The organism is Duganella kummerowiae (assembly GCF_053572355.1).
Genome location: NZ_JBKFEH010000004.1, coordinates 231109 through 255395 on the forward strand (window position 1 = coordinate 231109; position 24287 = coordinate 255395).

Here is a 24287-nt window from a genome sequence, read left to right on the forward strand (position 1 = left end):
ATGGCCCTGCTCCAGATCGCCGAACCCGGCCAGAGCGCCGCGCCGCACCAGCACCGGCTGGCGGTCGGCATCGACCTCGGCACCACCAACTCGCTGGTGGCCAGCGTGCAATCCGGCGCCGCGCGCGCCCTGCACGACGCCGCCGGCCTGGTCCTGCTGCCATCGGTGGTGCGCTACCCGGCCGCCGGGCAGGCGCCGGTGGTCGGCCACGCCGCGCTGGCCACGCAGAGCGCCGATCCGCTCAATACCCTGTCGTCCATCAAGCGCCTGATGGGCCGCAGCCTGGCCGACATCGGCGCCGCCGCCGACATGCCGTACGACTTCGTCGACGGTCCCGGCATGGCCTGCATCCGCACCGCGGCCGGCATCAAAAGCCCGGTCGAGGTATCGGCCGATATCCTGCGCGCGCTGCGCCGGCGCGCCGAGGCGGCGCTGGGCGGCGAGCTGGCCGGCGCCGTCATCACGGTACCGGCCTATTTCGACGACGCCGCGCGCCAGGCCACCAAGGATGCGGCACGCCAGGCCGGCCTGGCCGTGCTGCGCCTGCTCAACGAGCCCACCGCCGCCGCCATCGCCTACGGGCTGGACAAGGCGGCCGAGGGCGTGTACGCCGTGTACGACCTGGGCGGCGGCACCTTCGACATCTCCATCCTGCGCCTGTCGCGCGGGGTATTCGAGGTGCTGGCCACCAATGGCGACCCGGCCCTGGGCGGCGACGACTTCGACCGCGCCGTGCACGCCTGGATCGTCGCGCGCGCCGGCCTGGAAGGCGCCGTGATCGGCGCCCAGGACACGCGCCGCCTGCTGGACGCCGCGCGCGACGCCAAGGAAACCCTGAGCGTGCAGGACATCGCCCCGCTGCGGCTGTCCCTGGCCGGAGGGCGCGAGATCTCTCTGGTCCTGACCCGCGCCGACTTCGCCGGCCTGGCCCAGGGCCTGGTGGCGCGCACGCTGGCGCCTGTGCGGCGCGCCTTGCGCGACGCCGCCCTGGACGTGGACGACATCAAGGGCGTGGTGCTGGTGGGCGGCTCCACCCGCATGCCGCTGGTGCGCGAGGCGGTAGCTGACTGCTTTGGCCAGGAGCCGCTGACCGACCTCGATCCCGACCAGGTGGTGGCGCTGGGCGCGGCCATGCAGGCCAATCAGCTGGCCGGCAACCGCCAGACCGGCGGCGGCGACTGGCTGCTGCTGGATGTGTGTCCCCTGTCGCTGGGGCTGGAAACCATGGGCGGCCTGGTGGAGAAAATCATCCCGCGCAACTCCACCCTGCCCGTAGCGCGCGCCCAGGACTTCACCACCTTCAAGGATGGCCAGACCGCGATGAGCGTGCACGTGCTGCAGGGCGAACGGGAACTGGTGGCCGACTGCCGCTCGCTGGCGCGCTTCGATCTGCGCGGCATACCGCCCATGGCGGCGGGCGCGGCGCGCATCCGCGTTACCTTCCAGATCGACGCCGACGGCCTGCTCTCGGTCTCGGCCCGCGAACAGCGCAGCGGCGTGGAGACCACCGTGGCGGTCCAGCCCTCCTATGGCCTGGATGACAGCCAAATCACCCGCATGCTGGCCGAGGCCACCAGCGGCGCCGCCCACGACATGCAGCTGCGCATGCTGCGCGAGGCCCAGGTCGACGCGCGCCGCCTGGTGGACGCCACCCAGGGCGCGCTGGCGGCCGACGGCAGCATCCTGCTTTCGCCGACCGAGCGCATGCTGGTGGTCAGCCAGCTGTACCTGCTGGCCGACCTGATCGAGACCGGTTCCGGCGACGGCGACGCGGACGCCATCGCGGCCCAGGTCACGGCCCTGCGCCAGGCCAGCGAGGCGCTCAACGAGGCCACGCGCGAATTCGCGGCGCGCCGCATGAACGCCAACGTGGCGCGCGCGCTCTCCGGCCAGCGCCTGGACGCCCTGGCCGAACAGCTGGAGGACTGATCCATGCCACGCATCACCATACTGCCCCACGCCCGGTTGTGCCCCGAGGGCGCGGACTTCGAGGCCCGTAGCGGCAGCTTCCTGTGCGACGCCCTGCTGAAGAACGGCATCGCCATGGAGCACGCCTGCGAGCAGGCCTGCGCCTGCTCCACCTGCCACGTAATCGTGGTGCGCGGTTACGACTCGCTGGCGCCGGCCGGCGAGGACGAGGAGGACCAGCTGGACCGCGCCTGGGGCCTGTCGCCGCGCTCGCGCCTGGCCTGCCAGGTGGTGCTGCGCCAGACCGACCTGGAGCTGGAGCTGCCGCTGTACACGGTCAACCATGCCAGTGAACACCACTAGGACGGGAACAGCATGGTCACCATCAACGACACCACCCTGCGCGACGGCGAGCAGACCGCCGGGGTAGCCTTCAGCGACGAGGAAAAGGTCGCCATCGCCCACGCCCTGCACGCGATCGGCGTGCCGGAGCTGGAAGTGGGCATACCCATCATGGGCGAGGCCGAGATCGACGCCATCCGCGCCGTCGCATCGCTCGGACTGTCCAGTACCTTGATGGTGTGGGGCCGCATGTGCCGCGCCGACGTGCTGGCGGCGGCGCGCTGCGGCATCGACATCGTCAACCTGTCGGTGCCGGTATCCGACCTGCAGATCACCCACAAGCTGCGGCGCGACCGCGCCTGGGTGCTGGAGCAGGTGCGGCGCTACGTGCCGCTGGCGCTGGACTGCGGCATGCAGGTGGCGGTGGGCGGCGAGGACTCCTCGCGCGCCGATCCGGCCTTCCTGCTACAGGTGATCGAAGCCGCCCAGCGCGCCGGCGCGCGCCGCTTCCGCTACGCCGACACCCTGGGCGTGATGGAACCGTTTGCCGTGCACTCAGCGTTCAACGCCATGCGCGCCGCCACCGACCTGGAACTGGAGATGCACGCCCACGACGACCTGGGCCTGGCCACCGCCAACACCCTGGCGGCGGTGCGCGGCGGCGCCACCCACATCAACACCACCGTCAACGGCCTGGGCGAGCGGGCCGGCAACGCACCGCTGGAGGAAGCCGTGATGGCGCTGCGCCACCTGCACGGCATCGACACCGCCATCGACACGCGCGCCCTACCCGCCCTGTCCACCCTGGTGGCCCAGGCTTCCGGCCGCACCGTGGCGGACAACAAAAGCATCGTCGGCGCCGGCGTGTTCACCCACGAATCCGGACTGCACGTGGACGGCCTGCTCAAGCATCCGGACAACTACCAGGGCTTCAGTCCGGCCGAACTGGGGCGCGCCCACCAGACCGTGCTGGGCAAGCACTCCGGCTCGCACGCGATCAAGCAGGCCTACGCCCGCATCGGCCTGGCGCTGTCGGATGACCAGGCTGGCGCCATGCTGCTCAAGATACGCCGCTACGCCACCCTCACCAAGCGCCCGCCGGGCGCCGAGGAACTGGCCTTCTTTTACCTGGAAAGCGCAGCGTGCGCCGCCAACGCCGCCTGACCGACGCCACTCTTCGACCAATACCCTCATCCCGGAGCCCCCATGAACTCACTGGCCCAGCAACTCAAGACGCTGTCCTCGGCCGAGGACTTCCTCGATTTCTTCGGCGTGCCCTACGAGGCGGCGGTGCTGCACGTGCACCGCCTGCACATCCTCAAGCGCTTCTACCAGTACATGCGCCAGTCCTCGGCGCTGGAAGCCCGGCAAGCCCCAGACGACATCGAACGCTTCAAGCAGCTGCGCGCCCTGCTGTGCCGCGCCTACGAGGACTTCCTGCACTCCAGCGCGGCGCGCGAGAAAGTATTCAAGGTGTTCCAGGACGCCGAACACAAGTCGGTCAGCCTGGCCTCGCTGCGCGGCACCCTGCCGGCCAAGGCCTGAGCGGCCACCACCACACACCAAGGAGATCAACATGCATATCGTGGTCTGCATCAAGCAGGTGCCGGACAGCGCGCAGATCCGCGTGCACCCGGTCACCAACACCATCATGCGCCAGGGCGTGCCGGCCATCGTCAACCCCTACGACCTGTTCGCGCTGGAGGAAGCCCTGCGCATCAAGGACCAGGTGGGCGGCCGCGTCACGGTGCTTACCATGGGTCCGCCGCAGGCCGAGGCCGCGCTGCGCAAGTGCATTTCATTCGGCGCCGACGACGCCGTGCTGGTCACCGACCGCGCCTTCGCCGGCGCCGACACCCTGGCCACCTCGTTCGCGCTGGCCTCGGCCATCCGCCAGATCGGCCGCGAGCTGGCGGTGGACATGGTCTTCACCGGCAAGCAGACCATCGATGGCGACACCGCCCAGGTCGGCCCCGGCATCGCCAAGCGCCTGGACCTGCAGCTGCTGACCTATGTGTCCAAGGTCGAGAACCTGGACCCGACGCGGCGCGAGATCGTGGCGCACCGGCGCGCCGAGGGTGGCGTGCAGGTCCTGAAGACCAGCCTGCCCTGCCTGGTCACCATGCTGGAGGGCAGCAACGACATGCGCTTCGCTACCATGGACAACATGTTCCGCGCGGCGCGCCATCCGGTGCGCGTGTGGGACCGGACCGCGGCCGGCATCGAGGACGTGGGCAAGATCGGCTTGAAAGGCTCGCCCACCGTGGTCAGCAAGGTGTTCGCACCCAAGCCCAACACCCGCCGCGCCGAGATCATCACCAGCGAGGGCGACGATCCGCGCGATCTGGCCGTCACGCTGGTCGGCAAGCTCTACACCCAGCACCCCAAGCTGGGCGAGGCCATCGTCAAGCAGGCCGCCTGACGCCATCCAACCGGGAGAACCCAGCATGAACGACAAGCGCGCCGCGCCGCCGCCCAGGAAGGGCGGCAAGGGAAAATATGAACTCGACGACCGCCTCAAGGCCTACCAGGGCGTGTGGGTCTACATCGAACACGAACGCGGACAGGTGCACAGCGTATCGTGGGAGCTGCTGGGCGAGGGCCGCAAGCTGGCCGACCAGCTGGGCGTGCCGCTGTCCGGCGTGGTGCTGGGCAGCCCGGGCCTGGAGGCGCGCCGCTTTTGCGAACAAGCCTTCCAATACGGCGCCGATTCCTGCTACCTGGTCGAGGACGAAGTGCTGGCCGCCTACCGCAACCAGCCCTACACCAAGGCCCTGACCGACCTGGTGAATGTGTACCAGCCCGAGATCCTGCTGCTGGGCGCCACCGCGCAGGGCCGCGACCTGGCCGGCAGCGTGGCCACCACGCTGGGCACCGGCCTGGTGGCCGACTGCACCGACCTGGCCATCGACATGGAGAACCGCAGCGTGGCGGCCTCGCGCCCCACCTTCGGCGGCAGCCTGCTGTGCACCATCCTGACCCTGAACTACCGGCCGCAGATGGCCACCGTGCGCCCGCGCGTGATGGCACTGCCGGAGCGCGATCCGCGCCGCACCGGCCGCATCGTGCCGCACGCGCTGGGCATGCCCGAAACCAGCATCGTCACCAAGGTGCTGGACTACATCCCGGATGCCAGCCAGGACAGGCCGCAGTTGGCCTTCGCCGATATCATCGTGGCTGGCGGCCGCGGCCTGAAACGGGCCGAGAACTTCCAGCTGGTGTGGGACCTGGCGCTGGTGCTGGGCGCCGAGGTGGGGGCCTCGCGTCCGGTGGTGCAGGCCGGCTGGGCCGAGCTGGACCGCCAGGTCGGCCAGTCCGGCAAGACCGTGCGGCCCAAGCTGTACATCGCGGCCGGTATCTCGGGCGCTGTGCAGCACCGGGTCGGCATGGCCGATGCGGACGTCATCATCGCCATCAACAACGATCCCAACGCGCCTATCTTTGAATTCGCCACCTACGGCATCGTCGGCAACGCCATGACCATCCTGCCGGCGCTGACCGAGGCCTTCCGCCAGCAGCTGGCGGCGGCCCGGCTGGCCGGCTGACTATCTACCAGGAGATTGAGATGAGTGAGAAATTCGACGCCATCGTGGTCGGCGCCGGCCCGTCCGGCAACGCGGCCGCCTACACCATGGCCAAGGGCGGGATGAAGGTGCTGCAGATCGAGCGCGGCGAGTATCCCGGCTCGAAGAACGTGCAGGGCGCCATCCTGTATGCGGACGCGCTGGAGCGCATCATCCCCGATTTCCGCGACGACGCGCCGCTGGAGCGCCACGTCATCGAGCAGCGCATGTGGATGCTGGACGACAGCTCCTTCGTGGGCGGCCACTACCGCTCGGAGCAGTTCAACCAGCCGCCCTACAATCGCTACACCATCATCCGCGCCCAGTTCGACAAATGGTTCTCGCAGAAGGTGCAGGAGGCGGGCGCCCTGCTGATCTGCGAAACCACGGTGTCGGACCTGCTGATGGACGGCCAGCGCGTGATCGGCGTGCAGACCGAGCGCGCCGGCGGCGCCGTCTATGCCGACCTGGTGGTGCTGGCCGACGGCGTCAACTCCATGCTGGCGCGCAAGGCAGGCTTCCGCCCCGAGCTCAAGCCCAGTGAAGTGGCGCTGGCGGTCAAGGAGATCCATTTCCTGCCGGAGGAGACCATCCAGAGCCGCTTCAACGTCAGCGGCGACGCCGGCGTGGTGATCGAAATGGTGGGCAACATCACCAAGGGCATGGCCGGCACCGGCTTCTTGTACACCAACAAGGAATCGCTCACCATAGGCGTGGGCTGCATGCTGTCCGACTTCAAGCAGCAGCAGGTCACGCCCTACCAGCTGCTGGACGACATGAAGCGGCACCCGGCCATCGCCCCGCTGCTGGAGGGGGGCGAGATGAAGGAGTATGCTGCCCACCTGATCCCCGAGGGCGGCTACAACGCCATTCCGAGGATCTGGGGCGATGGCTGGATGGTGGCCGGCGACGCCGCCATGTTCGTCAATGCCGTGCACCGCGAAGGCTCGAACCTGGCCATGACCAGCGGCCGCCTGGCCGGCGAGACCGCGCTCGAGCTGCGCGCGCTGGGCCTGCCCTGCAGCGAGCGCAACCTGGCGCGCTACCGCGCCGCGCTGGACGACAGCTTCGTCATCAAGGACATGAAGAAATACCGCCGCCTGCCCGGCATCCTGCACCGCAATCCGCAGTTGCTGGGCGCCTACCCGGCGCTGCTCAGCCAGGCGGCGCACACCATGCTGCGGGTGGACGGCGTGGACAAGAAAACCAAGGAGCGCGCAATCCGGCGCAATTTCACCCAGCGGCGCTCCCTGTTCGGCCTGGTGGGAGACGCCTACAAAATGTGGAGGGCATTCGAATGAGTACCGTCAAAGTCGAGGAAAAGCTGTTCCAGAACCGCTACAAGGTGGATGCCGGCAAGCCGCACATCTTCATCAAGAACGAGCAAGTCTGCAGCGACGACTGCAAGACGCGCCAGTGCACCGTGTGCTGTCCGGCCGGCTGCTACACCATGGAGGGCGGCGGCCGCATCCAGCTGACCACCGACGGCTGCCTGGAATGCGGCACCTGCCGCGTGATCTGCACCGAACACCGCAATGTGGCCTGGGAATATCCGCGCGGCGGCTACGGCATCCTTTTCAAGTTTGGCTGAGGGTGGAAGCGGCATGATCGCCCTGCCCGATGCCGCGGAGCGCAAGGGCGACTCGATCCCCGCGACAGTATAGGCAGCGCTAAAGTTCTGACATATTTCGGTGTGGCGGCGCAACGCTAGCACGTACAACCGGACTCAACGTCCACCGGTCAAAGCGCATGATCACACCGGCCAGCAAGGCCGCATTGCCCTCCACCATCAAGGTGCCTGGGAAGCGATCCACCACGATCGCATCGCCCAACGCTGACAGCAAATCATCCTCCTGCGCCCCGGACGGATCGGCGATGCTCTGGTAGGTGATGACAAAGCGGTTCATGTCCCACCTATCCTACACCGCGCCAGCAGCCGCACGATAGCCCTCGTGGCGGCAGGGCACGCCACCGAGGCGCCGTCCATGCCTCGCCGCCGCGGGGCACCCGCATCAACAGCGCATACAGCGACAAATTCTTTTTTTGTGACATTGGCATCTTGGCATGCTATATTGATAATAATGCTCGTTACTATTTTAACGCCGATGACCCCGAGGAGAAAATGTGCGCACCTCGAAAAAAATCACCTCAGCCTTATGGTACGCAATGTTTTTTGCAAACTGCATTTTAATATCATTTTCTGTTACAGACGACCCGAACAAAAATCTCAGAGAAGCATATTCCGAAATAACCTTGATACAATCGTCTCGCGGCACGCCTTACATCGAGTTCTGCAAAAAGATTATTAAAATAAACTCCAAATTCCATGACAGCCCTACATTCGGCCTTTACGCTTCGAAAGCACCCTTTCGAGAGGCATTTAAAATAAGGGACGCTTTTTTCTGCCCATATCCCTCCGCAGATACAAAACTAAAGGATTTTTTAATTCTTTCGGATACATATAGATATGTTTATCCAAAAATATATAGCCCGAACGCAGAATTGTTAGAGGATATACATAGGTATTCATTAATAATAGAAAATCATGGGATTTACCATGATTTTTTAAAAAGGATATCGACCTTGGGTTATAGAAAACTCTTGGGTTTAGCTGAAAAAATTGCGCTGGGAGAGAACATAACAGGAGCATATGTTCGATTACCGGGAGCCCCAGACTTCATCACAGACGACGGACTTCAGCCGGATATTTCAAAAGCAAAGCTTTCTATTATCGTTGGGCAAACCCAATTTGACCTGGACGTGTCAGAGATACCTACCGATGCGAGCTTGACGGACGTTGTTGAGGCCAAAGGAGAAAACTTATGGCACATCTATTTTGCCCAACGTTTTTTAGAACTTCGCAATTTAAAGCTAATCCAGGGCCAGAGGCAATTTGATGCCCTAAGAACCAGGCAATCTGATCTGAATGATTTATCTTTAAATGAAGCAGAGCTGAAATTAAAGCTTCAAATAGACTCAATTATTGAGGTAGCTGATATTTTTGGCATAAAAGTAGAAGTAGTAAAACTGTTAAAGCTTACATTTTTATGCTTTCCGATAGCTTTTTTCTTAATTGTCAGCGGAGCAAAATTTCACCCGGTATTGCCGGACTGGATAATTGAGTTGCAAACATATCAACGAGCAGCGATATTCATTCTCACTATAATCATGGTACCTATCGCCTGGATACTCGCCGGACTAAAACTAAATTCACAGGCTTCAGATTTTGCAAATCTTGCATTCACGCTTTCAGGAATATGGATTTTGATGATAGTTTCCGTCGCGTTAAAATTTCGGACCTTACTGCCAAACTGGGGAGCCGGGCCGATATCATCTCAACCTTTACCGGCGGGAGATGTTGATGGCGCAGATGCGGATTAATATTACTCAAGGGCACCTAGAAAAACCCTGTAGTGATTGCATGATGTGGTTACAACCACGATGACGAAAAGGCCATGATGAGACCAAACCTGTTTGCCGCCCAGGAGCGCGACGCCTAGCTGACCAAGCTGGGCGACGCGCTGGTCCGGCAGTAAAAATGCCGCAGCAGCGGCGGTAGCGGGCCGCGCAGCAGGCCTTTCGAGACTCCCTAGTGCATAGGTGCCCATCCTTGTCCAGCCCTTCATAGCAGCACGGCAGCATCCTCGCTGCCGAAGCATTCATGGTAATCACTGCAGCCACCGCAGCTGGGCGAGCTGCACATCACCAGGCCGGCGCGCTCGCACAGCTGGCGGTAGAAGAATTTTTTCCAACGCATGTTCTGCGTATTGCGCGCTGCCAGGCCGCTGAAGTGGTGCTTGATCAGCCAGGACAGCGCGCTGCGGTTGGGCAGGCCCATGTCCTGCCACAGGTGGTTGTCGCCCATGCAGGCGGTGGCGATGGCGTGCGCGATCCAGGCGCTCTCCCGGTCCACCACGCTACGGTGTTCCAGCAGCATGGCGAGCAGGTCGTCGAATTCGTCGATGGCCGGCGGCGCCGCGCGCTCGGGCCCCTCCAGCCCCACCTTCAAGCCGGGAAAATACTCGCTGCGCAGGCTCTCCAGCGCCGTGCCGTCGAGCGCCGCGATCGGCACGTCGTACGGCGCCGGCCGCTGCGGCGCCAGCGCGATCAGCCCCGCGAAAGCCATGGTCACCACGTGGTCGGGGTGGCGCGCCGACTCGATCAACTCCACATATCCCACTGCGTTCATGTCAGCTCCCTGGTCGATATGGTCATGCCTCGGCGGCGCCATGGCTATAGCATTTCTTCGGACAGATCCTGGCGCAGGCCTCGCAGCCCACGCAGTGTTCGCGGTGGGCGACGGTCATCACTTTCTTTTCGTATTCCTCGTCGTCGCCATCCGGGTCGAGCGAGATGCGCTCGCCATCCTCGCCGATGCCGACCAGTTCCAGCACGCCGCGCCCGCACACCTTGAAACAGCGCCCGCATCCTATGCACTTGTCCTCATTGATGCTGCCGACGAACTGCGGCGTCCACAGTTCTCCGCCGGGCAGCGTGACGGTGAAGGTAGCCATGGCGCCCCCTCAGGACGCCGTACTGGCGCTGCTGGCGGCGGCCAGGGCCAGGCGCGCCTGCTGCAGCGCCAGGTGCGCCTGGTAGGTTCGCTGAGCCAGCTCCGGTATCTTTTCCCAGCCGGTCGGCAGGTCTTCCGCCAGGTCGTGCAAGTCCATCTTGGCGGCGGTGGCCTGCTGGTTCAGCTTCTTGACCTGGGCCTTGAGCGTGTCGATATCGTCCATGTTCATCCCCAGTTGACCACGTCCGGAAAGCGCCGCACCATGTCGACGCCGGCGTCCACCAGTTTGGCGCCCTCGGCGGCCAGCTTGCCCATGTCCTCGAAGCCGAAGCGGTGCACGTCGCGCAGGTGCTTGTTGACCACCACCAGGCGGCCCGCCATCAGCACCATGCGGCCGAAGCCCTCGTGCGACATCTTCATCATGGGCGTGGCGATGCTGCCGGTCTGGCGCTCGATGGCCAGGCCCACGGCGTTGTAGAACAGCTCCAGCCGCCACAGCGTCTCCGGATCGGGGTCGCCCATGATGGGCATTTCGCGGCGCTGCTCGCGCGTGATGATGTAGGGCGCCAGCAGCGTGGCGTCGTCCTTGCCGCCCCAGGCGCCGTGCGTGTCCTGCGCGCGCCATTGCTTGACCAGTTCTTGCACGAAGGGCGTGGCCATGGCCTCGGCCGCACCCTGCTCCCGCTCCTGCCTGACTGCCGCCGCCTCACTCATCTTCGCTCTCCTCGTCAAAATTGATCTCGCGCTCCTGGCCCTTCTGCATCGCCTTGCGCAGCCATGGCGGGGGCGTGCCGTTGACCACCTGGTGCAGGCGGTCCAGGATGTCGAGTATGGGTTCGGCCTGGGTCACCTTGACCGGGTGGATCTTGTTGGCCACCACCCGCGCCGCGCCCGAGCCGCCGATGGCGGCCACGTACAGGATGGCGCAGTCGTGGATGGCCGCCAGCTTGGGCGCCAGCTTGTCCTCGTCGCCATCCTCCTTGAGTTCACCGTCGAAGGTGAAGGTCTCGACGAAGCCGTAGCCCTTGGGCGTGATGTCGTACACGGACAGGTTCTTGGCCCAGCCGAAGTGGGCATCCACCCGTTGCAGGTCCTGCGTTGCGAATGCGATTTTCATAGCGCTTCCTCTTGAACGATATTGGGGGGGACGCGATCCAGCGTGGATTGCGGCAGCGGCCAGCAGGCCGGCCCGGCCGCATGGTCCGCCGCCAGGAACAGGTTGCCGATCTCGAACACCAGATCGCGCGTGCCGCGATAGCCGACCGACAGCCGGTGCGCCGCGCCCAGCCGGTCGAACAGCGGCAGTCCGGCGCGGTGGAAGGGGATGCGCAGCCGCCCGGCCGCCTGCCGTCCATGCGCATGGGTGATCAGCAGGTCGCAGCCGGCGGCGCCGCGTTCCAGGTCTTCCAGGTCGCCGATCAGCACCTCGGGCAGATCCAGCGCGGCGAGGCCGGGGCTGTCGGTGGTGGTCACGGCGCAGGACACGCAGCAGCCCATCTCCATCAGCCACGGCGCCAGCGCCAGCAGCAGATCGGGCTCGGCGCCGATGGCGGCTTTTTTACCGCCGAAGAAGAAATGGCCGTCCAGCATGGCGTCCTGCAGCTGGCTGCGCTGGCGCCGGTAGCGCTGCGGCACCGGCCGGCCCGAGAGCCGCGACAGGTAGGCCATCAGGCGGTCGTTCGGCTCCAGTCCGGTCAGGCGCTCGAACAGCACGTACGGCACGCCGGCGATGGCGCGCAGGGCCTCGGCGGCCGGCCGCATCTGCTCGCCCACGGCAATGGTGGCCGCAGAGGCGCCCAGCAGCGCCATCTCGTCCAGCGTGGTGCCGCCCATGGTGGTGGGACTGAATTGGTCCGACATGTGGCCATCGAGCGAACCGGAGACGTCGGGCAGCACGATGGCGCGCAGCCCGAAGGCTTCGATGATGTCGCGCAGCTCCTCGATGTCGGCCGGGGTCAGGTGGCAGCCGGGCAGCAGGTTGACCTGGCCGGGATCGGCCGCCGGCGCCGGCGCCGCCAGCGCGCGCACCATGGCCTCCACCGCCCTGCTCCAGCCGTCCTGGAAGGCGCCCACATAGTCCGGCGTGGAGACGTACACCAGCGCCGTGTCGGCGGCTTCCGGATGGCGCTGGCGTATCAGGCGCAGGTAGGCGTCGACGTCGTCGCCCTTGGTCTCGGTCAGCCCGGTGGAACAGATGGCGATCAGCGCCGGTTTGGCGCGCTGGCGGATGTTGAGGATGGCCTTCTCTAAGTTGTCCATGCCGCCCAGGATGCTGGTGACCTCGTTCATGGCCGTGGTCTGCAGCGGGATCGCCTCGCGGAAGTGGCGCACCAGCAGCACCAGGCCGAACGAGGTGCAGCCCTGCGAACCATGCATCACGGGCATGCAGCGGTTCATGCCCAGGAAGGCATAGGCCGCGCCCAGCGGCTGGCTCATTTTCAGCGGATTGACGGCCGCCGCCTTGCTTGAATTGCGCACCAGGGCCATGGCTTACTCCCACGGGGCCGGCAGGCGCACCTGGCGCCACACCGGATTGGACAAGGTCTTGTCGATCTCTGTCACCAGCTGCACCATGCCCTCGTAGCCTGCGTAGGCGTAGTGGCGCTCCTGGTTGATGTCCAGCCAGGGCATCCTGGCCTTCAACGCGATGAACTGCGAGCGTCCGCCGGAGAGCATGATGTCGGCGCGCGCCTCCTTGAGCATGGCGTACATCTCGCGCGGCGTCATGTCGTCTATCATGTGGGCCTCGTCGCCCATGATTTCCTTGATGCGCTCCTTGTCCTCGCGGGTGGACTTCTTGACGCTGGTGCCGACGATCTCCATGCCCACTTCCTGCAGCGCAGCCACCACCGACCAGGATTTCACCCCGCCGGTGATCAACAGCACGCGCTTGCCCGCCAGGCGCGCCTTGAACGGCGCGAGCCTGGCCCAGGCGCGCTCCTCCTCGGCCGCCACCAGGGCCTCGGTGCGCGCCAGGAGTCCGTCCGGCGCGCCCTGGCGCACCAGCAGGCGGGCGATCTGGCGCAGCGAGTCCGACATGTCGCCGATGCCATAGAACGAACCCTCGAAGAAAGGGATGCCGTAGCGCTCGTCCATCTTGCGGGCCACATTGATCATGGCCTTGGAACACACCATCATGGCGGCCCTGGCGCGGTGCGAGGACGCCACCTCGTGGTAGCGCGCGTCGCCGCTGATGCAGGCCAGCACCCGTACGCCCATGGCGTCCAGCAGCGGCTTGACCTGCCACAGCTCGCCGGACAGGTTGTATTCGCCGATGATGTTGATGTCGTATGGCGTGGTGGTCTCGGGCTCGGCGGTGCCGATCACGTAGTCCAGCAGGGCTTCCCCGCCCAGCTTGTTGCCCAGGTTTTTCACGCCGGCGAAGCCGGGCGAGTTGACCGGGATGACCGGCTTGCCGAACCTGGCGCTGGCGGCCTTGCACACCGCTTCGATGTCGTCGCCGACCAGCGCCGTTACGCAGGTCTGGTACACGAAGACGGCGGGCGGATCGTACTTCTCCACGATCTCGCGCACCGCCTTGTACAGCCGCTTCTCGCCGCCGTACACCACGTCCAGTTCGCCGATGTCGGTGGTGAAGCCGGTGCGGTAGGTGGACGGCCCGGACGACAGGGCGTGGCGGTTGTCCCAGGAGTTGCCCTCGCAGGCGATCGGGCCGTGCACCAGGTGGGCCACGTCCACGATGGGCTGCAGCGCGATCTTGGCGCCGTCGAAGGCGCAGCCGCCGGCCGCCGCACCGGGCGCCAGCTGCTTGCTGCAGCCCTTCTTGCGTTCCTTCTCCGGCTTGGCTGCGTTCTTTTCGCAGGCCGGTTCTTCGAACACTTCCTGGATCTTGGCTTTCAAAGCGGTCATGGCGCCTCCTGGTGCGGGTTGCCGCGCTAGCGGATGATGTCGTAGGAGTAGTCCGTCTTGCCCGGCTCGATGGTGTTGGCGTCCAGGGTCTCGAAGAATTCGTCCAGCAGCATCACCAGCACGCGCAGTGCGCCGGCGTAGCCCCACACCGGATAGCGGTGGTAGTGGTGGCGGTCGAAGATGGGGAACACCAGGCGCACCAGCGGCGTGCCGGTGTCGCGCTCCAGGTATTTGCCGTAGGTGTTCCCGATCAGGAAATCGACCGGTTCGGTGAACAGCAGGGAGCGCATATGCCACAGGTCGCGCTTGGGATAGGCCTTGCAGCTGGCGCCGAACGGCGAGGCATCGAACAGCGCCTGCATCTTGGTCGCCCACAGATCGTCGCCGTTGGTCGACAGCACGTGGGTCGGTTCGCAGCCCAGTTCCAGCAGGAACTCGGTCAGGCCGAGCATCTCGTCCGGGTCACCGTACAGCGCGAACTTCTTGCCGTGCAGGTGGGCCTGGGAGTCGGCCATGGCGTCGACCAGGCGGCCGCGCTCCAGTTCCAGCTCGGCCGGTATCGGCTTGCCGGTAAGGCGCGACAGCGCCATCAGGAAGCGGTCGGTACCGGCCACGCCCATCGGGTGGTGCAGGCTGACCACTTCCTGGCCCTTCTCGGCCAGGTACTTGGCGGTCTTCTGGGCGCTGAATTCCTGGAACACGATGCTGGCCTTGGCGTGCAGGGCGGCGTTGATCTCGTCCTTGCTGGTGCCGCCGCTGTACATGCGGAATTCGCCGTCGGTGGGGGTATTCCAGACGTCCGAAGGGTCGCACACGATGGTGTGTTCGATGTCCATCAGCTTGAAGATGCGGCGGATCTCGGGCATGTTGCCGACCACGAAACCGTCGAAGCCGCCGATGAAGTTGATCGACCCGTTGGGTACGCGCACCAGCGGCTCGGCAGCGCCGGCCTTGCCGTCCCAGAAGTAGCTGAGCACCCCCTTGAGGGCGTTGTCGTAGCCGGTCAGGTGGCTGCCGACGAAGGCCGGGGTGTGGGCGAAGGGCACGTCGTAGTCGGCCGGGATGCTGGCCTTGTCGCGCGAATTCTTGATGAAGGATGCGATGTCGTCGCCGATCACCTCGGCCATGCAGGTGGTGGAGACGGCGATCATGTCCGGCTTGTACAGGCTGAGGGCGTTGGCCAGCCCGTCCACCATGTTGTTCAAGCCGCCGAACACGGCCGCGTCCTCGGTCATCGAGGACGAGACGCAGGAAGTCGGCTCCTTGAAGTGGCGCGAGAAGTGCGAGCGGTAGTAGGCCACACAGCCTTGCGAGCCGTGCACGAAGGGCAGTGTGTTCTTGAAGCCGACCGCCGCGTACACGGCGCCCAGCGGCTGGCAGGCCTTGGCCGGGTTGACGGTCAGCGCCTCGCGGGCGAAATTCTTCTCGCGGTATTCGGCGCTCTTGGTCCATTCGCGCACGTCCTGCACCTGCTGGAGCGGCACGGCATATTCAAAGTTCTTCTTTTTGTTCTCGAACAGTTCCTGGTACTCCGGTTCACGGAACAGGGTTTCGTGGTCGAGGATACGGGCGGCGTTTTGCGGCATGATAGGGTTCCTTGTAGTGTGCTGTCGTCCGGGGATGCCGGACGGTGCGCGGCGGTGTGCGGCTTATTCCTTCCAGGGGGCCTTGGCCATTCCCCACACCGGGCTGTTGATGGCCATGTCCATGTCGCGCGCGAAGATGCCGAAGCCGTCGTAGCCATGGTAGGGGCCGGAGTAGTCCCAGGAGTGCATCTGGCGGAACGGCACGCCCATCTTCTGGAACACGTATTTTTCCTTGATGCCGGAGCCGACCAGGTCGGGCTGCAGCTTCTCGACGAACTGCTCGAACTCGTAGCCGGTCACGTCGTCGTAGATCAGGGTGCCGTCCTTGACGTAGTGGGTGGTGCGCTGGTAGTCGTCGTTGTGGCCGAACTCGTAGCCGGTGCCGACCACTTTCATGCCCAAGTCCTCGTAAGCGCCGATCACGTGGCGCGGGCGCAGGCCGCCGACGAACAGCATCACGGTCTTGCCTTCCAGGCGCGGGCGGTACTTGGCGATCACGGCGGCGGTCAGGGCCTGGTACTTGGCAATCACGCGCTCGGCCCCGGCCTTGATGCCGTCGTCGAAGTAGGAGGCGATCTCGCGCAGCGACTTGGCGATCTCCGACGGGCCGAAGAAGTTGTACTCGACCCAGGGTATGCCGAACTTTTCCTCCATGTGGCGCGAGATATAGTTCATGGAGCGGTAGCAGTGCAGCACATTGAGCTTGGCCTTGGGGGTGTTCTCCATCTCGGCCAGGGTGCCGTCGCCGGACCACTGGGCGATCACGCGCAGGCCCATCTCTTCCAGCAGGATGCGCGAGGACCAGGCGTCGCCGCCGATGTTGTAGTCGCCGATGATGGCGATGTCGTAGGGGGTGGAGACGAAGGCGTTCCTGGCCGGATCGGCCTTGTCGATCACCCATTCCTTGGCGGCGTCGTTGGCCACGTGGTGGCCCAGCGACTGCGACACGCCGCGGAAGCCTTCGCAGCGCACCGGCACGATGGTGTGGTTGTTGTACTGCTTGGACTTCTTCTTGGAGACGGCCTCGATGTCGTCGCCGATCAGGCCGATCGGACATTCGGACTGCACCGAGATGCCCTTGTTGAGCGGGAACAGCTCCTGGATCTCGTCGACGATCTTCTCCAGCTTCTTGTCGCCGCCGAACACGATGTCCTTTTCCTGGAAGTCGGAAGTGAACTGCATGGTGACGAAGCTGTCGATGCCGGTCACGCCGATGTAGTAGTTGCGGCGCGCCGCCCACGAATACTGGCCGCAGCCGACCGGACCGTGGCTGATGTGTATCATGTCCTTGATCGGCCCCCACACCACGCCCTTGGAGCCGGCGTAGGCGCAGCCGCGGATGGTCATCACGCCCGGTATGGATTTGATGTTGGATTTGACGTTGCAGTCGGACTTGCCCTCGACGTGGGTGCCGAGATGCTTGGCGCGGCGCTTGGCCGTCTTCTCCGGATAGGCCTTCAATACTTCGTCGATCAGTTCCTTGTTGCGTGCTACGGTTTCGTCCACTGTGAGGCTCATATGCCCTCCCGATGTTTGAGGATAGATTCAGGCTTTTCGCGCCCAGGGCGGCGCGGAGCCTACTGGAATGCGGTGGATGCGGCGCGCCGCCGGCTGGCACGGCGCGCCGCGCGGCCCCCGGCCGCTCAGGCGGCCAGTTCGGCGGCGCTCTTGCCGACCTGGCTTTCGTCGATGACCGGCATCAGGCCGTGCGACATCAGCAGGTCTTCCAGCTCGTCCATCGTGATCGGGGTCGGGATGGTGCCCTTGCCGGCGTTGGCGTGGATCTTGCGCGCCAGGGTGCGATACTCCTCGGCCTGCTTCGAATCCGGCGCGAACTCGATCACGGTCATGCGGCGCAGTTCCGCGTGCTGCACGATGTTGTCGCGCGGGATGAAGTGGATCAGCTTGGTATTCAGCTTGGCCGCCAGGGCCTCGGCCAGTTCCAGCTCCTTGTCGGTCTGGCGCTCGTTGCAGATCAGGCCACCGAGGCGCACGCCGCCCGAGTGGGCATACTTCAGGATGCCCTTGGCGATGTTGTTGGCCGCGTACATGGCCATCATCTCGCCCGACATCACGATGTAGATCTCCTGCGCCTTGTTCTCGCGGATCGGCATGGCGAAGCCGCCGCACACCACGTCGCCCAGCACGTCGTAGGACACGTAGTCGGCGCCGTCATAGGCCCCCTCCTCCTCCAGGAAATTGATCGAGGTGATCACGCCGCGGCCGGCGCAGCCCACGCCAGGCTCCGGGCCGCCCGACTCCACGCAGCGGATGTCGAGGAAGCCGATCTTCATGACGTCTTCCAGTTCCAGGTCCTCCACCGAGCCGGCGTCGGCGGCCAGCGACAGGATGGTGTCCTGGGCCTTGGCGTGCAGGATCAATCGGGTCGAGTCGGCCTTGGGGTCGCAGCCGACGATGAGGATCTTCTGGCCCATCTGGGCCAGCGCCGCCAGCGTGTTCTGGGACGTGGTGGACTTGCCTATGCCGCCTTTGCCGTAGAAGGCGATTTGTCGTAGTGACATGTGATTCTCCTTTTAAGAATGCGATCGGATTGGGAAGCCGTTTCAAAAAGACCATGGCGTCGTGGCGGCTCCCAGGGGTCCAAGCTGTGTACTGATCGTTGCGGGTACTGCGCAGCCGGTTGGACGCCGTAGAGGAACTTTTATTGGTCTTCGTCTCAAGTCACGCAATCGGCAAGACATCGTTGCTGCAACAGCCATTCAGCAAATGCCGTGCCAGCGCTTTTACACCCCCAAAACGCCTGATTTGACGGGCTTTGACGCTGTCGAGACGGTGCGGCGCGGCCTTGTGGCAAAGCCCACAAACCGCGCGCCCTTGTCGCGAACAAGACAGTGGCGCAGGCGCCGGACTGGCCGCCTTCCCTGTGCGGCGGGCACGGGAACGGAGCTTGCTAACAGTCCTGGCGCCAGCATCACTTTGAAAGGAGCCGGGCATGCAGATAGGAGTGGACAGCCAGCGCGCGGTGGAGAACAAGCGCGTGTTCGTGATCGACGCCGACGACATCAGCAGCACCGTGCTGCAGTTCATGCTGGCCGATGAATGCGAGACCCATGTACTGGCCGACGTGGCCAGCGCGCTGGAAAAGGGCCGCGACTGGCCGCCGCAGCTGGTGCTGCTGGGGGCCGCCAACCTGGCGGCCGAAGGCGCCGCCGCCGTGACGCGCCTGCACGCGCAGCACCCCGGGCTGAAGATCATGCTGGTGTGCGACGATCCCGGCCAGCCCGGCGTGGCCGAGGCCCTGGCGCTGGGCGCCAACACCACGCTGCGCCGCCCGCTCACGCTGGAAGCGGTGCGGCGCAAGGTCGACATGCAGCTGGGCCGGCGCGCCGTGCTGGAAATCCCGGTCAGCCGGAGCAAGCCGTGACGGCGCGCCCGCTCCCGGCCGCGCCGCCCCTGGTGGCGGCGCCGGCCAACCGGCACTATCGCCTGCTCGATGCGGCAGCGCGCGACACCTGGATGGCCTGCATAGCGCAGGCCCTGGCCGAACAGGTGGCGGACGCCACCCTGCGCGCACAACTGCACGCAGCTTTTTTTATAACCGCGGACACACTCCGCAACCGATAAGGAGCAAGCATGAGCACCATCAACGACACCGCGCTGGGCAGCCTGGACGCCGAAGGGCGTTTGCTCAGTCCCGTGTTCAAGGGCCCCACCGGGCGGCCCGGCCGTTTCGCCTTCCGTGGCGAGATCGCCCTCAAGTACTTCACCAACATGGCGGACGAGAAGCGCCCGCCCGAGATCAAGTTCGACCAGGTGATGACGGTGGCCGACGCCGGCTCGCCCACCCTGCCCTTCCTGGCCGGGATGGCGGCTTCGCTGGAACACCTCAAGCTGCTGTGCGAGGTGGTGGGCGACAAGCTGGCGCCGGACGGCAAATACTTCTTCTTCGCCTCCAACCTGGACATCAGCACACGCTACCAGATTCCCTACGCCGGCGTGACCTTCTACGTGCTGCCCCTGGACGAATCGACCGTGTACAACGAACTGCTGGAGCTGTTCCGCCTGGAGCGCGGTCCGCTCAAGAAGCTGGACACGGCGGCCAAGCTGCTGGCCATCGCCACCGCCGCCGCCAACTTCAGCCAGCGCTTCGAGGAGATCAGTTTCGAGCGCGGCCTGGAGGTGATGGGCCCGATCAAGGTCAAGGAAAACCGTCCGGTCTGAGGCCGCCATGATCTATGTGCTCGAACTGCCGGAACAGGCGGCGCCGCGCGCCTGGTTCGCCTTCGACCATGCCGACTTCGCGCGCAAGGTGTACGCCGCAGACAGCCGTCCGGAATGGGAGATCCACGACGTGGCCAGCGTGCGCGAGCTGCTGGCCATGCGCGCCGCCACGCCGGACAGCACAGCGGCTGATGGACTGTTCCCGGCGCTGCGCCGGCTGGGCGGCAGCCTGGGCTGGGACACGCCGCTTCACCGCGCCGCCGCCCTGCGCCAGCGCGTGGGGCGCTGCCAGGTGTACTGGAACGAGACCGAGGCCGGGATTGCATTGGAGGATGGCAGCCTGCAGGACGGCAGCCGGCGCGGCTGGCAAGCGTACCGGGAGCTGCGCGGCCAGCTGATCGCCACCGAGGCCCTGGAAGGCCTGCAGGATTGAAGAAAGGAGAGAACGATGTTGAACCATGCGCTGTTCGGCATCATCGAGGAAGCCGGCTACGGCGTCCTGGTGCTGGGCGAATACCTGGAGCGCGAGGAGCTGCTGGCCTCGCGCCTGACGCGCGCCGAGGTGCGGCGGCAGCTGCTCATCATGGCCAGCGCCATCGCCGGCATCCCGCCCGTCTCGCGCGCCCTGCTGCCGGAGCTGGAATGGGAAGGCTGGGACAGGATGCGGCGCGAGCTGGCTCCCGAACAGGATACGGCGCGCGTCGATGAAGCCCTGTGGTTCGGCCTGCGCTCGCTGACACCGGCCACCCTGACCTGGATGCGCGTCTACCGCAAGGACCAGCCGGAACTGTTTACCTATACCGTTTAAGGATCAGCCATGCACACCTACATCAAAACCACCGCCAGCGGCCAGAAAGTGGAAGTCATCGGCGCCGCCATCTACCTGGACGGCCAGCTGGAGGCAGGGTACCTGGTGGAAGTGATCGAACATCCCAACCGCGCAGCCATCCTGCGCGCGGTGCCGGACGCCACCCACGTGGCCGGACGGCTGCCGCTCAACCGCTTCGAGGCCGGCGCCGCCCAGGCCGCGCTGTCCCGGGCGCGCCATGTGTTCGACGCCGATCCCAAGGCCGCCATGGAACGCCTGCGCCTGGCCGTGTTCGACAAGGCGCGCATGGAAGGCTTCGAGTAGCACATGCGGCCGCTACCGGAGGCGCAAGGCCGCCTCACAGCGCGTGCCGCGCCTTAGCGCCTGGCCAGCCCCGCGGCGGCAGGCATGCCCGCGTCCGCGCTGGCGGGCGACGGTGCGCCCAAAGCGCTTTTAGGCAGATAGATCAACACGTTGAACCGCTTCACGATAGGCGACGCTCCCGCCTTGCTGGCCTCGAACACGATTTCCACCTCAGCGCCGCACCGGACAAAGTCGGCATCGCTGATTTTGTCCAGCTCAACGGCGCCCGGGGGCGGAAGATATTTAAGGCTAAATACGCCTGTCTTCTGCGCCACCTTCAGCTCCAGGTTTTCCGCGCTGGCCTCGAAGGCCGCCCGGTCCGGGCATTTGATTGCCGAGCTGTTTATCAACGGTAACTTGCTTAAATCCGCCACGGCCGAACCGTCCTGCACCAGAAACTGGACATTCCAGGATAACCAGCTCTGGCTGGATTTCGGCTTGGGATCGGCCTGAGTCGCGACCACCACGGGATCGCGGTTGATTTTCAAATAAACCGGTTCAACGGGCAGGGAGAGCTTGACCTGGTCCTTCTCTCCATACATGTAGTTTTTTCCGTAAAACTGATAGTCGAGCCGAATACGATCGGTAGCCGTGGCCGGCACTTCATACTGGACCGTGAATTCGCAGACCAGGCTATTCTCCGCCGATGGCCGGACATCTTTCAGGCGCAGGCCAGCATGCTTGCTGGCGTCGATCCCCCATACCAGGTCGTTGCAGAACTGAGCAGGCATCCCGGCAACCATTTGCTTGTGGGTGGCGACCAAGCCCGGCAAGGGGTTCAAATCCGACACCGGGTCCACTCTGGCGGTATGATTCTTCATCTTGTCCGCGATGGCGCCCGGCGTGTCCAGGCTGCGCCAGTGTATCCTGGGATTGCCTGCCGCATCCAACAGGGTAGCCACATAGTAGCCCTCCACACTGAGCGCCTCGTTAATCTCCTTTTTCAGGGAGCTCGAAGAGTTGACGTTAAATAAAGGGAAATGCAAGGCCGCCTTGGCATCGGCCTTTCCCTCCGTCGACTCGGTCAGCTTCATCAACTCCACCAGGCTCACGCCCTCGATGGAATCGACGATTTTGTATCCCTTGCTGGTGGCGGGATGTTTGGTGTACCAATCATACTGGTACATGAGGCCAAAAAACTGGCCGTCTTTACCTGAAGCGGCATCGAGCATTTTCCCCAGCGGGGACTCGAACGTTCCACTGGCGAGCGTCAAGGTGGACTTCTTGGTGCCGCTGTATTTGGCCGACAAAGCGGCTGACACCGTCGCGACTGGGAATGTCAAGTCGCTGTTGGCCTCAATCGCAGCGGCGATGGTGGCGGCACAATCGAAATTGTAGCCAACGCGACGCACTCCATCGGGCACCAGGGTCAGGTCGCCATTTGCCAGCGTGTCCTCGGTGAGGAGCCAGGCCCGTCCCAGGTCAGCCATATAGTAACTCTCGTCCGGATACACAAAGGCGAATACCCTGGCAATCGAATTGGCTTCCTGCCACGCCACCTTCGCCTGGACATCGAGATGGGTCTGCAGCGACTTTGGTACCGACGAGACCGGTACTTCGCCCGATAATACGCCTCTCTTGGCATGCAAGGCCGTGATATTGCAAGACGATATGCTTTTCGAGAATACCTTTTCCAGGTATTTGCCTAGCGTGCCATCCTTGCCATAAGGCTCCACCGACCAGCATACCGTTACACAGCCATAGATAAACGTGGCTATCATCGCCTTTTTGTACACGTGAATTCTCCCGATATGGACCGGTCTGGCTGACAGATCGACTGTCACAGGATAAATCACAAACAAAGAATTAAAAAGGTGACAATTACTTTTGATAACAAATACAACAACCGCGATGGTCCGCAAGTCTCGGAGGACGTTTCAAAATGAACGTTGCCAGGCGCGGCCCCGAAGACAGTGCAAAGGCACGGCGATGAGCTGCAACGACGCCACGGCCTTTTTGAAACGGACTCTTAGGCCGTTGCCAGCGCCGGCGCCAGCCAGGCTTGCGCGAACCCGGCCAGCGGCATCGCGAGCTGTTCGATGCCGTGTTCGGCCATGAAGCGCCGCTCGTTGGGCGTGGCCTCTTCGTCCAGCACCGCCCAGTGGCGCGCCGACGAGCGCTTGATGATCTGGCGCGCGAAGCTGCGCTGCAGCTGGTCGTTGAAGCGGCAGCCCAGGAACAGGAAGTGGCGGCCCGCGCGCAGCGACTGCACCAGCGGCGGGATCGGGGCCTGGATGTCGATCTCGGTGAGCACCTCCACGTAATCGGAATCCGACACCAGGTAGTTGTCGGCCGGCGCATGGCCGCCCAGCGGCTGGTACAGCAGCTTGTCCCAGCCGGCGGCCAGCTCCGGCGTGGCCGGCTGGCCGTCGGCGCCATAGAACTGGAACCAGCTGCCGAAGTGCTCGGACTGGGACAGCCCCTGCACCTGGCCCCAGGAAGCGCAACCGGCCAGCGCCGCGCGCATGGCGTCGTCGTACCAGGCGCTGACGATCAGCCGGATGGCCGGATCGGCGGCCAGCGCCAGCTGCAGCGCTCCCGGCGCGGCCGAATCGGCGTAGGCCTGGCGCATCAGGTCGACCAGGGTCTTGCGGTGCTTGAAGTTCTCGATGTACTGGGCGGCGGCGCTCAGGCGGCGCCGTATCCTGTGCGGCAGCGTGGCGCGCGCGGCCAGGAAATCGGCCAGCGGCCCGGCTGCCGCCGGCGCCTGGCAGTCCGGCCGCAACGCCAGCAGGCCCGGCCCCAGGTAGGGCACCAGCGCGCCGGCGGCATGGGCGGCACGCAGCCCGTCCCAGGCGGATGTGGTGTGTGGCATGGCGGCTCCCCAGGCTCAGAAGCCGGACGCGAAGCCCAGCATCTCCATGGTCACGTCGCCGTCGCCGACGATGACCTGGCAGGCCAGGCGCGAGCGCGTACCGACGCCTACGATGGTATCGAGCTTGCTGTTTTCGGCCGGGGTGACGCGGTTCACACTCTTGCGCCCGTCCAGCACGAAGATGTGGCAGGAGCCGCACTTGGCTTCGCCGTCGCACTTGTGGGCGATAGGCTCGCCGGCCTGCAGCGCCGCCGCCAGCAGCGTGGTGCCGCTGGCGACCTCGATGGTCTTGCCCGATGGGTTGATGGTGACAACTGGCATGGCTTACTCTCCTTGT

Annotated in this window: 29 protein-coding genes; 15 read left to right on the forward strand and 14 right to left on the reverse strand. The window is 64.9% G+C overall.

Features of this window, described 5'->3' with window-relative positions:
- Genes hscA through ACLB1G_RS04455 form a run of 8 tightly spaced genes read left to right on the forward strand, consistent with a single transcriptional unit; the run spans position 1 to position 7404 of the window.
- The gene (gene hscA, locus ACLB1G_RS04420) at positions 1-1929 is read left to right on the forward strand and encodes a Fe-S protein assembly chaperone HscA (protein ID WP_491625973.1); all 1929 of its coding nucleotides are present in this window, start codon (positions 1-3) and stop codon (positions 1927-1929) included.
- A gap of 3 nt (positions 1930-1932) precedes the next feature.
- Positions 1933-2271, forward strand: a complete 339-nt coding sequence (gene fdx, locus ACLB1G_RS04425; RefSeq protein ID WP_491625974.1) for an ISC system 2Fe-2S type ferredoxin — start codon at positions 1933-1935, stop codon at positions 2269-2271.
- A 12-nt stretch (positions 2272-2283) separates the two neighbouring features.
- Positions 2284-3414, forward strand: coding sequence for a homocitrate synthase (nifV, locus tag ACLB1G_RS04430; RefSeq protein WP_491625975.1), 1131 nt, complete (start codon positions 2284-2286; stop codon positions 3412-3414).
- A 42-nt stretch (positions 3415-3456) separates the two neighbouring features.
- A complete protein-coding gene (gene nifW / locus ACLB1G_RS04435; protein WP_491625976.1) occupies positions 3457-3795 on the forward strand; it encodes a nitrogenase-stabilizing/protective protein NifW in 339 nt (112 codons plus the stop codon).
- Between the two features lie 31 nt (positions 3796-3826).
- Complete coding sequence (locus ACLB1G_RS04440; RefSeq protein WP_491625977.1) at positions 3827-4672, forward strand: electron transfer flavoprotein subunit beta/FixA family protein; 846 nt, start codon at positions 3827-3829, stop codon at positions 4670-4672.
- A 25-nt stretch (positions 4673-4697) separates the two neighbouring features.
- Complete coding sequence (locus ACLB1G_RS04445) at positions 4698-5795, forward strand: electron transfer flavoprotein subunit alpha/FixB family protein (protein WP_491625978.1); 1098 nt, start codon at positions 4698-4700, stop codon at positions 5793-5795.
- A gap of 20 nt (positions 5796-5815) precedes the next feature.
- A complete protein-coding gene (locus tag ACLB1G_RS04450; protein WP_491625979.1) occupies positions 5816-7114 on the forward strand; it encodes an FAD-dependent oxidoreductase in 1299 nt (432 codons plus the stop codon).
- Positions 7111-7404 carry a ferredoxin family protein gene (locus ACLB1G_RS04455; RefSeq protein ID WP_491625980.1) on the forward strand — a complete coding sequence of 98 codons (294 nt, stop codon included), beginning with the start codon at positions 7111-7113 and terminating at the stop codon, positions 7402-7404. The genes ACLB1G_RS04450 and ACLB1G_RS04455 overlap by 4 nt, the downstream gene beginning before the upstream one ends.
- Positions 7405-7483: 79 nt before the next feature.
- On the opposite strand, the gene ACLB1G_RS04460 is transcribed toward ACLB1G_RS04455, so the two are convergent.
- Positions 7484-7720 carry a hypothetical protein gene (locus ACLB1G_RS04460; protein WP_491625981.1) on the reverse strand — a complete coding sequence of 79 codons (237 nt, stop codon included), beginning with the start codon at positions 7718-7720 and terminating at the stop codon, positions 7484-7486.
- Positions 7721-7937: 217 nt separating this feature from the next.
- Here ACLB1G_RS04460 and ACLB1G_RS04465 point away from each other — a divergent pair, with 217 nt between their 5' ends.
- Positions 7938-9194, forward strand: a complete 1257-nt coding sequence (locus tag ACLB1G_RS04465; protein WP_491625982.1) for a hypothetical protein — start codon at positions 7938-7940, stop codon at positions 9192-9194.
- A 241-nt stretch (positions 9195-9435) separates the two neighbouring features.
- Here ACLB1G_RS04465 and ACLB1G_RS04470 read toward each other — a convergent pair whose 3' ends face one another.
- From ACLB1G_RS04470 to nifH, 10 genes are all read right to left on the reverse strand, one after another.
- On the reverse strand, positions 9436-10002 hold the full coding sequence (locus tag ACLB1G_RS04470) for a nitrogen fixation protein NifQ (RefSeq protein ID WP_491625983.1): 567 nt from the start codon (positions 10000-10002) through the stop codon (positions 9436-9438).
- A gap of 22 nt (positions 10003-10024) precedes the next feature.
- Entirely contained in the window at positions 10025-10327 is a 303-nt protein-coding gene (gene fdxB / locus ACLB1G_RS04475; protein ID WP_491625984.1) for a ferredoxin III, nif-specific, read from the reverse strand.
- 9 nt (positions 10328-10336) lie between these two features.
- A complete protein-coding gene (locus ACLB1G_RS04480) occupies positions 10337-10549 on the reverse strand; it encodes a CCE_0567 family metalloprotein (RefSeq protein WP_491625985.1) in 213 nt (70 codons plus the stop codon).
- A gap of 2 nt (positions 10550-10551) precedes the next feature.
- Positions 10552-11040, reverse strand: a complete 489-nt coding sequence (locus ACLB1G_RS04485) for a NifX-associated nitrogen fixation protein (protein WP_491625986.1) — start codon at positions 11038-11040, stop codon at positions 10552-10554.
- Positions 11033-11443, reverse strand: a complete 411-nt coding sequence (gene nifX / locus ACLB1G_RS04490; RefSeq protein WP_491625987.1) for a nitrogen fixation protein NifX — start codon at positions 11441-11443, stop codon at positions 11033-11035. The genes ACLB1G_RS04485 and nifX overlap by 8 nt, the downstream gene beginning before the upstream one ends.
- Positions 11440-12813, reverse strand: coding sequence for a nitrogenase iron-molybdenum cofactor biosynthesis protein NifN (gene nifN / locus ACLB1G_RS04495; protein WP_491625988.1), 1374 nt, complete (start codon positions 12811-12813; stop codon positions 11440-11442). The genes nifX and nifN overlap by 4 nt, the downstream gene beginning before the upstream one ends.
- A gap of 3 nt (positions 12814-12816) precedes the next feature.
- Positions 12817-14196, reverse strand: coding sequence for a nitrogenase iron-molybdenum cofactor biosynthesis protein NifE (gene nifE / locus ACLB1G_RS04500; RefSeq protein WP_491625989.1), 1380 nt, complete (start codon positions 14194-14196; stop codon positions 12817-12819).
- Positions 14197-14222: 26 nt separating this feature from the next.
- Positions 14223-15782 (reverse strand): nitrogenase molybdenum-iron protein subunit beta, encoded by a 1560-nt coding sequence (nifK, locus tag ACLB1G_RS04505; RefSeq protein WP_491625990.1) that lies wholly within the window; start codon positions 15780-15782, stop codon positions 14223-14225.
- A gap of 63 nt (positions 15783-15845) precedes the next feature.
- Positions 15846-17300 carry a nitrogenase molybdenum-iron protein alpha chain gene (gene nifD, locus ACLB1G_RS04510; RefSeq protein ID WP_491625991.1) on the reverse strand — a complete coding sequence of 485 codons (1455 nt, stop codon included), beginning with the start codon at positions 17298-17300 and terminating at the stop codon, positions 15846-15848.
- 125 nt (positions 17301-17425) lie between these two features.
- A complete protein-coding gene (gene nifH, locus ACLB1G_RS04515; RefSeq protein ID WP_491625992.1) occupies positions 17426-18304 on the reverse strand; it encodes a nitrogenase iron protein in 879 nt (292 codons plus the stop codon).
- 431 nt (positions 18305-18735) lie between these two features.
- Here nifH and ACLB1G_RS04520 point away from each other — a divergent pair, with 431 nt between their 5' ends.
- The 6 genes from ACLB1G_RS04520 to ACLB1G_RS04545 are packed head-to-tail and all read left to right on the forward strand — an operon-like array spanning position 18736 to position 21096.
- Complete coding sequence (locus ACLB1G_RS04520; RefSeq protein ID WP_491625993.1) at positions 18736-19167, forward strand: response regulator; 432 nt, start codon at positions 18736-18738, stop codon at positions 19165-19167.
- On the forward strand, positions 19164-19367 hold the full coding sequence (locus ACLB1G_RS04525) for a globin family protein (protein WP_491625994.1): 204 nt from the start codon (positions 19164-19166) through the stop codon (positions 19365-19367). The genes ACLB1G_RS04520 and ACLB1G_RS04525 overlap by 4 nt, the downstream gene beginning before the upstream one ends.
- A 9-nt stretch (positions 19368-19376) precedes the next feature.
- Positions 19377-19964 (forward strand): hypothetical protein, encoded by a 588-nt coding sequence (locus ACLB1G_RS04530; RefSeq protein ID WP_491625995.1) that lies wholly within the window; start codon positions 19377-19379, stop codon positions 19962-19964.
- A gap of 7 nt (positions 19965-19971) precedes the next feature.
- Positions 19972-20397, forward strand: a complete 426-nt coding sequence (locus ACLB1G_RS04535) for a hypothetical protein (RefSeq protein WP_491625996.1) — start codon at positions 19972-19974, stop codon at positions 20395-20397.
- Between the two features lie 15 nt (positions 20398-20412).
- A complete protein-coding gene (locus tag ACLB1G_RS04540) occupies positions 20413-20772 on the forward strand; it encodes a ribonuclease HepT family protein (RefSeq protein ID WP_491625997.1) in 360 nt (119 codons plus the stop codon).
- 9 nt (positions 20773-20781) lie between these two features.
- Positions 20782-21096, forward strand: a complete 315-nt coding sequence (locus ACLB1G_RS04545; protein WP_491625998.1) for a hypothetical protein — start codon at positions 20782-20784, stop codon at positions 21094-21096.
- Between the two features lie 53 nt (positions 21097-21149).
- Here ACLB1G_RS04545 and ACLB1G_RS04550 read toward each other — a convergent pair whose 3' ends face one another.
- The 3 genes from ACLB1G_RS04550 to ACLB1G_RS04560 form a co-directional block, all read right to left on the reverse strand.
- Positions 21150-22871: a hypothetical protein gene (locus ACLB1G_RS04550; RefSeq protein WP_491625999.1), complete on the reverse strand. Its 1722-nt coding sequence runs from the start codon at positions 22869-22871 to the stop codon at positions 21150-21152.
- Between the two features lie 233 nt (positions 22872-23104).
- Positions 23105-23950, reverse strand: coding sequence for an SIR2 family NAD-dependent protein deacylase (locus tag ACLB1G_RS04555; RefSeq protein ID WP_491626000.1), 846 nt, complete (start codon positions 23948-23950; stop codon positions 23105-23107).
- Positions 23951-23965: 15 nt separating this feature from the next.
- On the reverse strand, positions 23966-24271 hold the full coding sequence (locus ACLB1G_RS04560; RefSeq protein WP_491626001.1) for a 2Fe-2S iron-sulfur cluster-binding protein: 306 nt from the start codon (positions 24269-24271) through the stop codon (positions 23966-23968).
- Positions 24272-24287 lie beyond the last annotated feature (16 nt).

What these genes read in the sequence shown, in the direction of transcription:
- hscA (WP_491625973.1), top strand. Translation starts at nt 1, where the DNA reads ATGGCCCTGCTCCAGATCGCCGAACCCGGCCAGAGCGCCGCGCCGCAC.
- fdx (WP_491625974.1), top strand. Translation starts at nt 1,933, where the DNA reads ATGCCACGCATCACCATACTGCCCCACGCCCGGTTGTGCCCCGAGGGC.
- nifV (WP_491625975.1), top strand. Translation starts at nt 2,284, where the DNA reads ATGGTCACCATCAACGACACCACCCTGCGCGACGGCGAGCAGACCGCC.
- nifW (WP_491625976.1), top strand. Translation starts at nt 3,457, where the DNA reads ATGAACTCACTGGCCCAGCAACTCAAGACGCTGTCCTCGGCCGAGGAC.
- ACLB1G_RS04440 (WP_491625977.1), top strand. Translation starts at nt 3,827, where the DNA reads ATGCATATCGTGGTCTGCATCAAGCAGGTGCCGGACAGCGCGCAGATC.
- ACLB1G_RS04445 (WP_491625978.1), top strand. Translation starts at nt 4,698, where the DNA reads ATGAACGACAAGCGCGCCGCGCCGCCGCCCAGGAAGGGCGGCAAGGGA.
- ACLB1G_RS04450 (WP_491625979.1), top strand. Translation starts at nt 5,816, where the DNA reads ATGAGTGAGAAATTCGACGCCATCGTGGTCGGCGCCGGCCCGTCCGGC.
- ACLB1G_RS04455 (WP_491625980.1), top strand. Translation starts at nt 7,111, where the DNA reads ATGAGTACCGTCAAAGTCGAGGAAAAGCTGTTCCAGAACCGCTACAAG.
- ACLB1G_RS04460 (WP_491625981.1), bottom strand. Translation starts at nt 7,720, where the DNA reads ATGAACCGCTTTGTCATCACCTACCAGAGCATCGCCGATCCGTCCGGG.
- ACLB1G_RS04470 (WP_491625983.1), bottom strand. Translation starts at nt 10,002, where the DNA reads ATGAACGCAGTGGGATATGTGGAGTTGATCGAGTCGGCGCGCCACCCC.
- fdxB (WP_491625984.1), bottom strand. Translation starts at nt 10,327, where the DNA reads ATGGCTACCTTCACCGTCACGCTGCCCGGCGGAGAACTGTGGACGCCG.
- ACLB1G_RS04480 (WP_491625985.1), bottom strand. Translation starts at nt 10,549, where the DNA reads ATGGACGATATCGACACGCTCAAGGCCCAGGTCAAGAAGCTGAACCAG.
- ACLB1G_RS04485 (WP_491625986.1), bottom strand. Translation starts at nt 11,040, where the DNA reads ATGAGTGAGGCGGCGGCAGTCAGGCAGGAGCGGGAGCAGGGTGCGGCC.
- nifX (WP_491625987.1), bottom strand. Translation starts at nt 11,443, where the DNA reads ATGAAAATCGCATTCGCAACGCAGGACCTGCAACGGGTGGATGCCCAC.
- nifN (WP_491625988.1), bottom strand. Translation starts at nt 12,813, where the DNA reads ATGGCCCTGGTGCGCAATTCAAGCAAGGCGGCGGCCGTCAATCCGCTG.
- nifE (WP_491625989.1), bottom strand. Translation starts at nt 14,196, where the DNA reads ATGACCGCTTTGAAAGCCAAGATCCAGGAAGTGTTCGAAGAACCGGCC.
- nifK (WP_491625990.1), bottom strand. Translation starts at nt 15,782, where the DNA reads ATGCCGCAAAACGCCGCCCGTATCCTCGACCACGAAACCCTGTTCCGT.
- nifD (WP_491625991.1), bottom strand. Translation starts at nt 17,300, where the DNA reads ATGAGCCTCACAGTGGACGAAACCGTAGCACGCAACAAGGAACTGATC.
- nifH (WP_491625992.1), bottom strand. Translation starts at nt 18,304, where the DNA reads ATGTCACTACGACAAATCGCCTTCTACGGCAAAGGCGGCATAGGCAAG.
- ACLB1G_RS04520 (WP_491625993.1), top strand. Translation starts at nt 18,736, where the DNA reads ATGCAGATAGGAGTGGACAGCCAGCGCGCGGTGGAGAACAAGCGCGTG.
- ACLB1G_RS04530 (WP_491625995.1), top strand. Translation starts at nt 19,377, where the DNA reads ATGAGCACCATCAACGACACCGCGCTGGGCAGCCTGGACGCCGAAGGG.
- ACLB1G_RS04535 (WP_491625996.1), top strand. Translation starts at nt 19,972, where the DNA reads ATGATCTATGTGCTCGAACTGCCGGAACAGGCGGCGCCGCGCGCCTGG.
- ACLB1G_RS04540 (WP_491625997.1), top strand. Translation starts at nt 20,413, where the DNA reads ATGTTGAACCATGCGCTGTTCGGCATCATCGAGGAAGCCGGCTACGGC.
- ACLB1G_RS04545 (WP_491625998.1), top strand. Translation starts at nt 20,782, where the DNA reads ATGCACACCTACATCAAAACCACCGCCAGCGGCCAGAAAGTGGAAGTC.
- ACLB1G_RS04555 (WP_491626000.1), bottom strand. Translation starts at nt 23,950, where the DNA reads ATGCCACACACCACATCCGCCTGGGACGGGCTGCGTGCCGCCCATGCC.
- ACLB1G_RS04560 (WP_491626001.1), bottom strand. Translation starts at nt 24,271, where the DNA reads ATGCCAGTTGTCACCATCAACCCATCGGGCAAGACCATCGAGGTCGCC.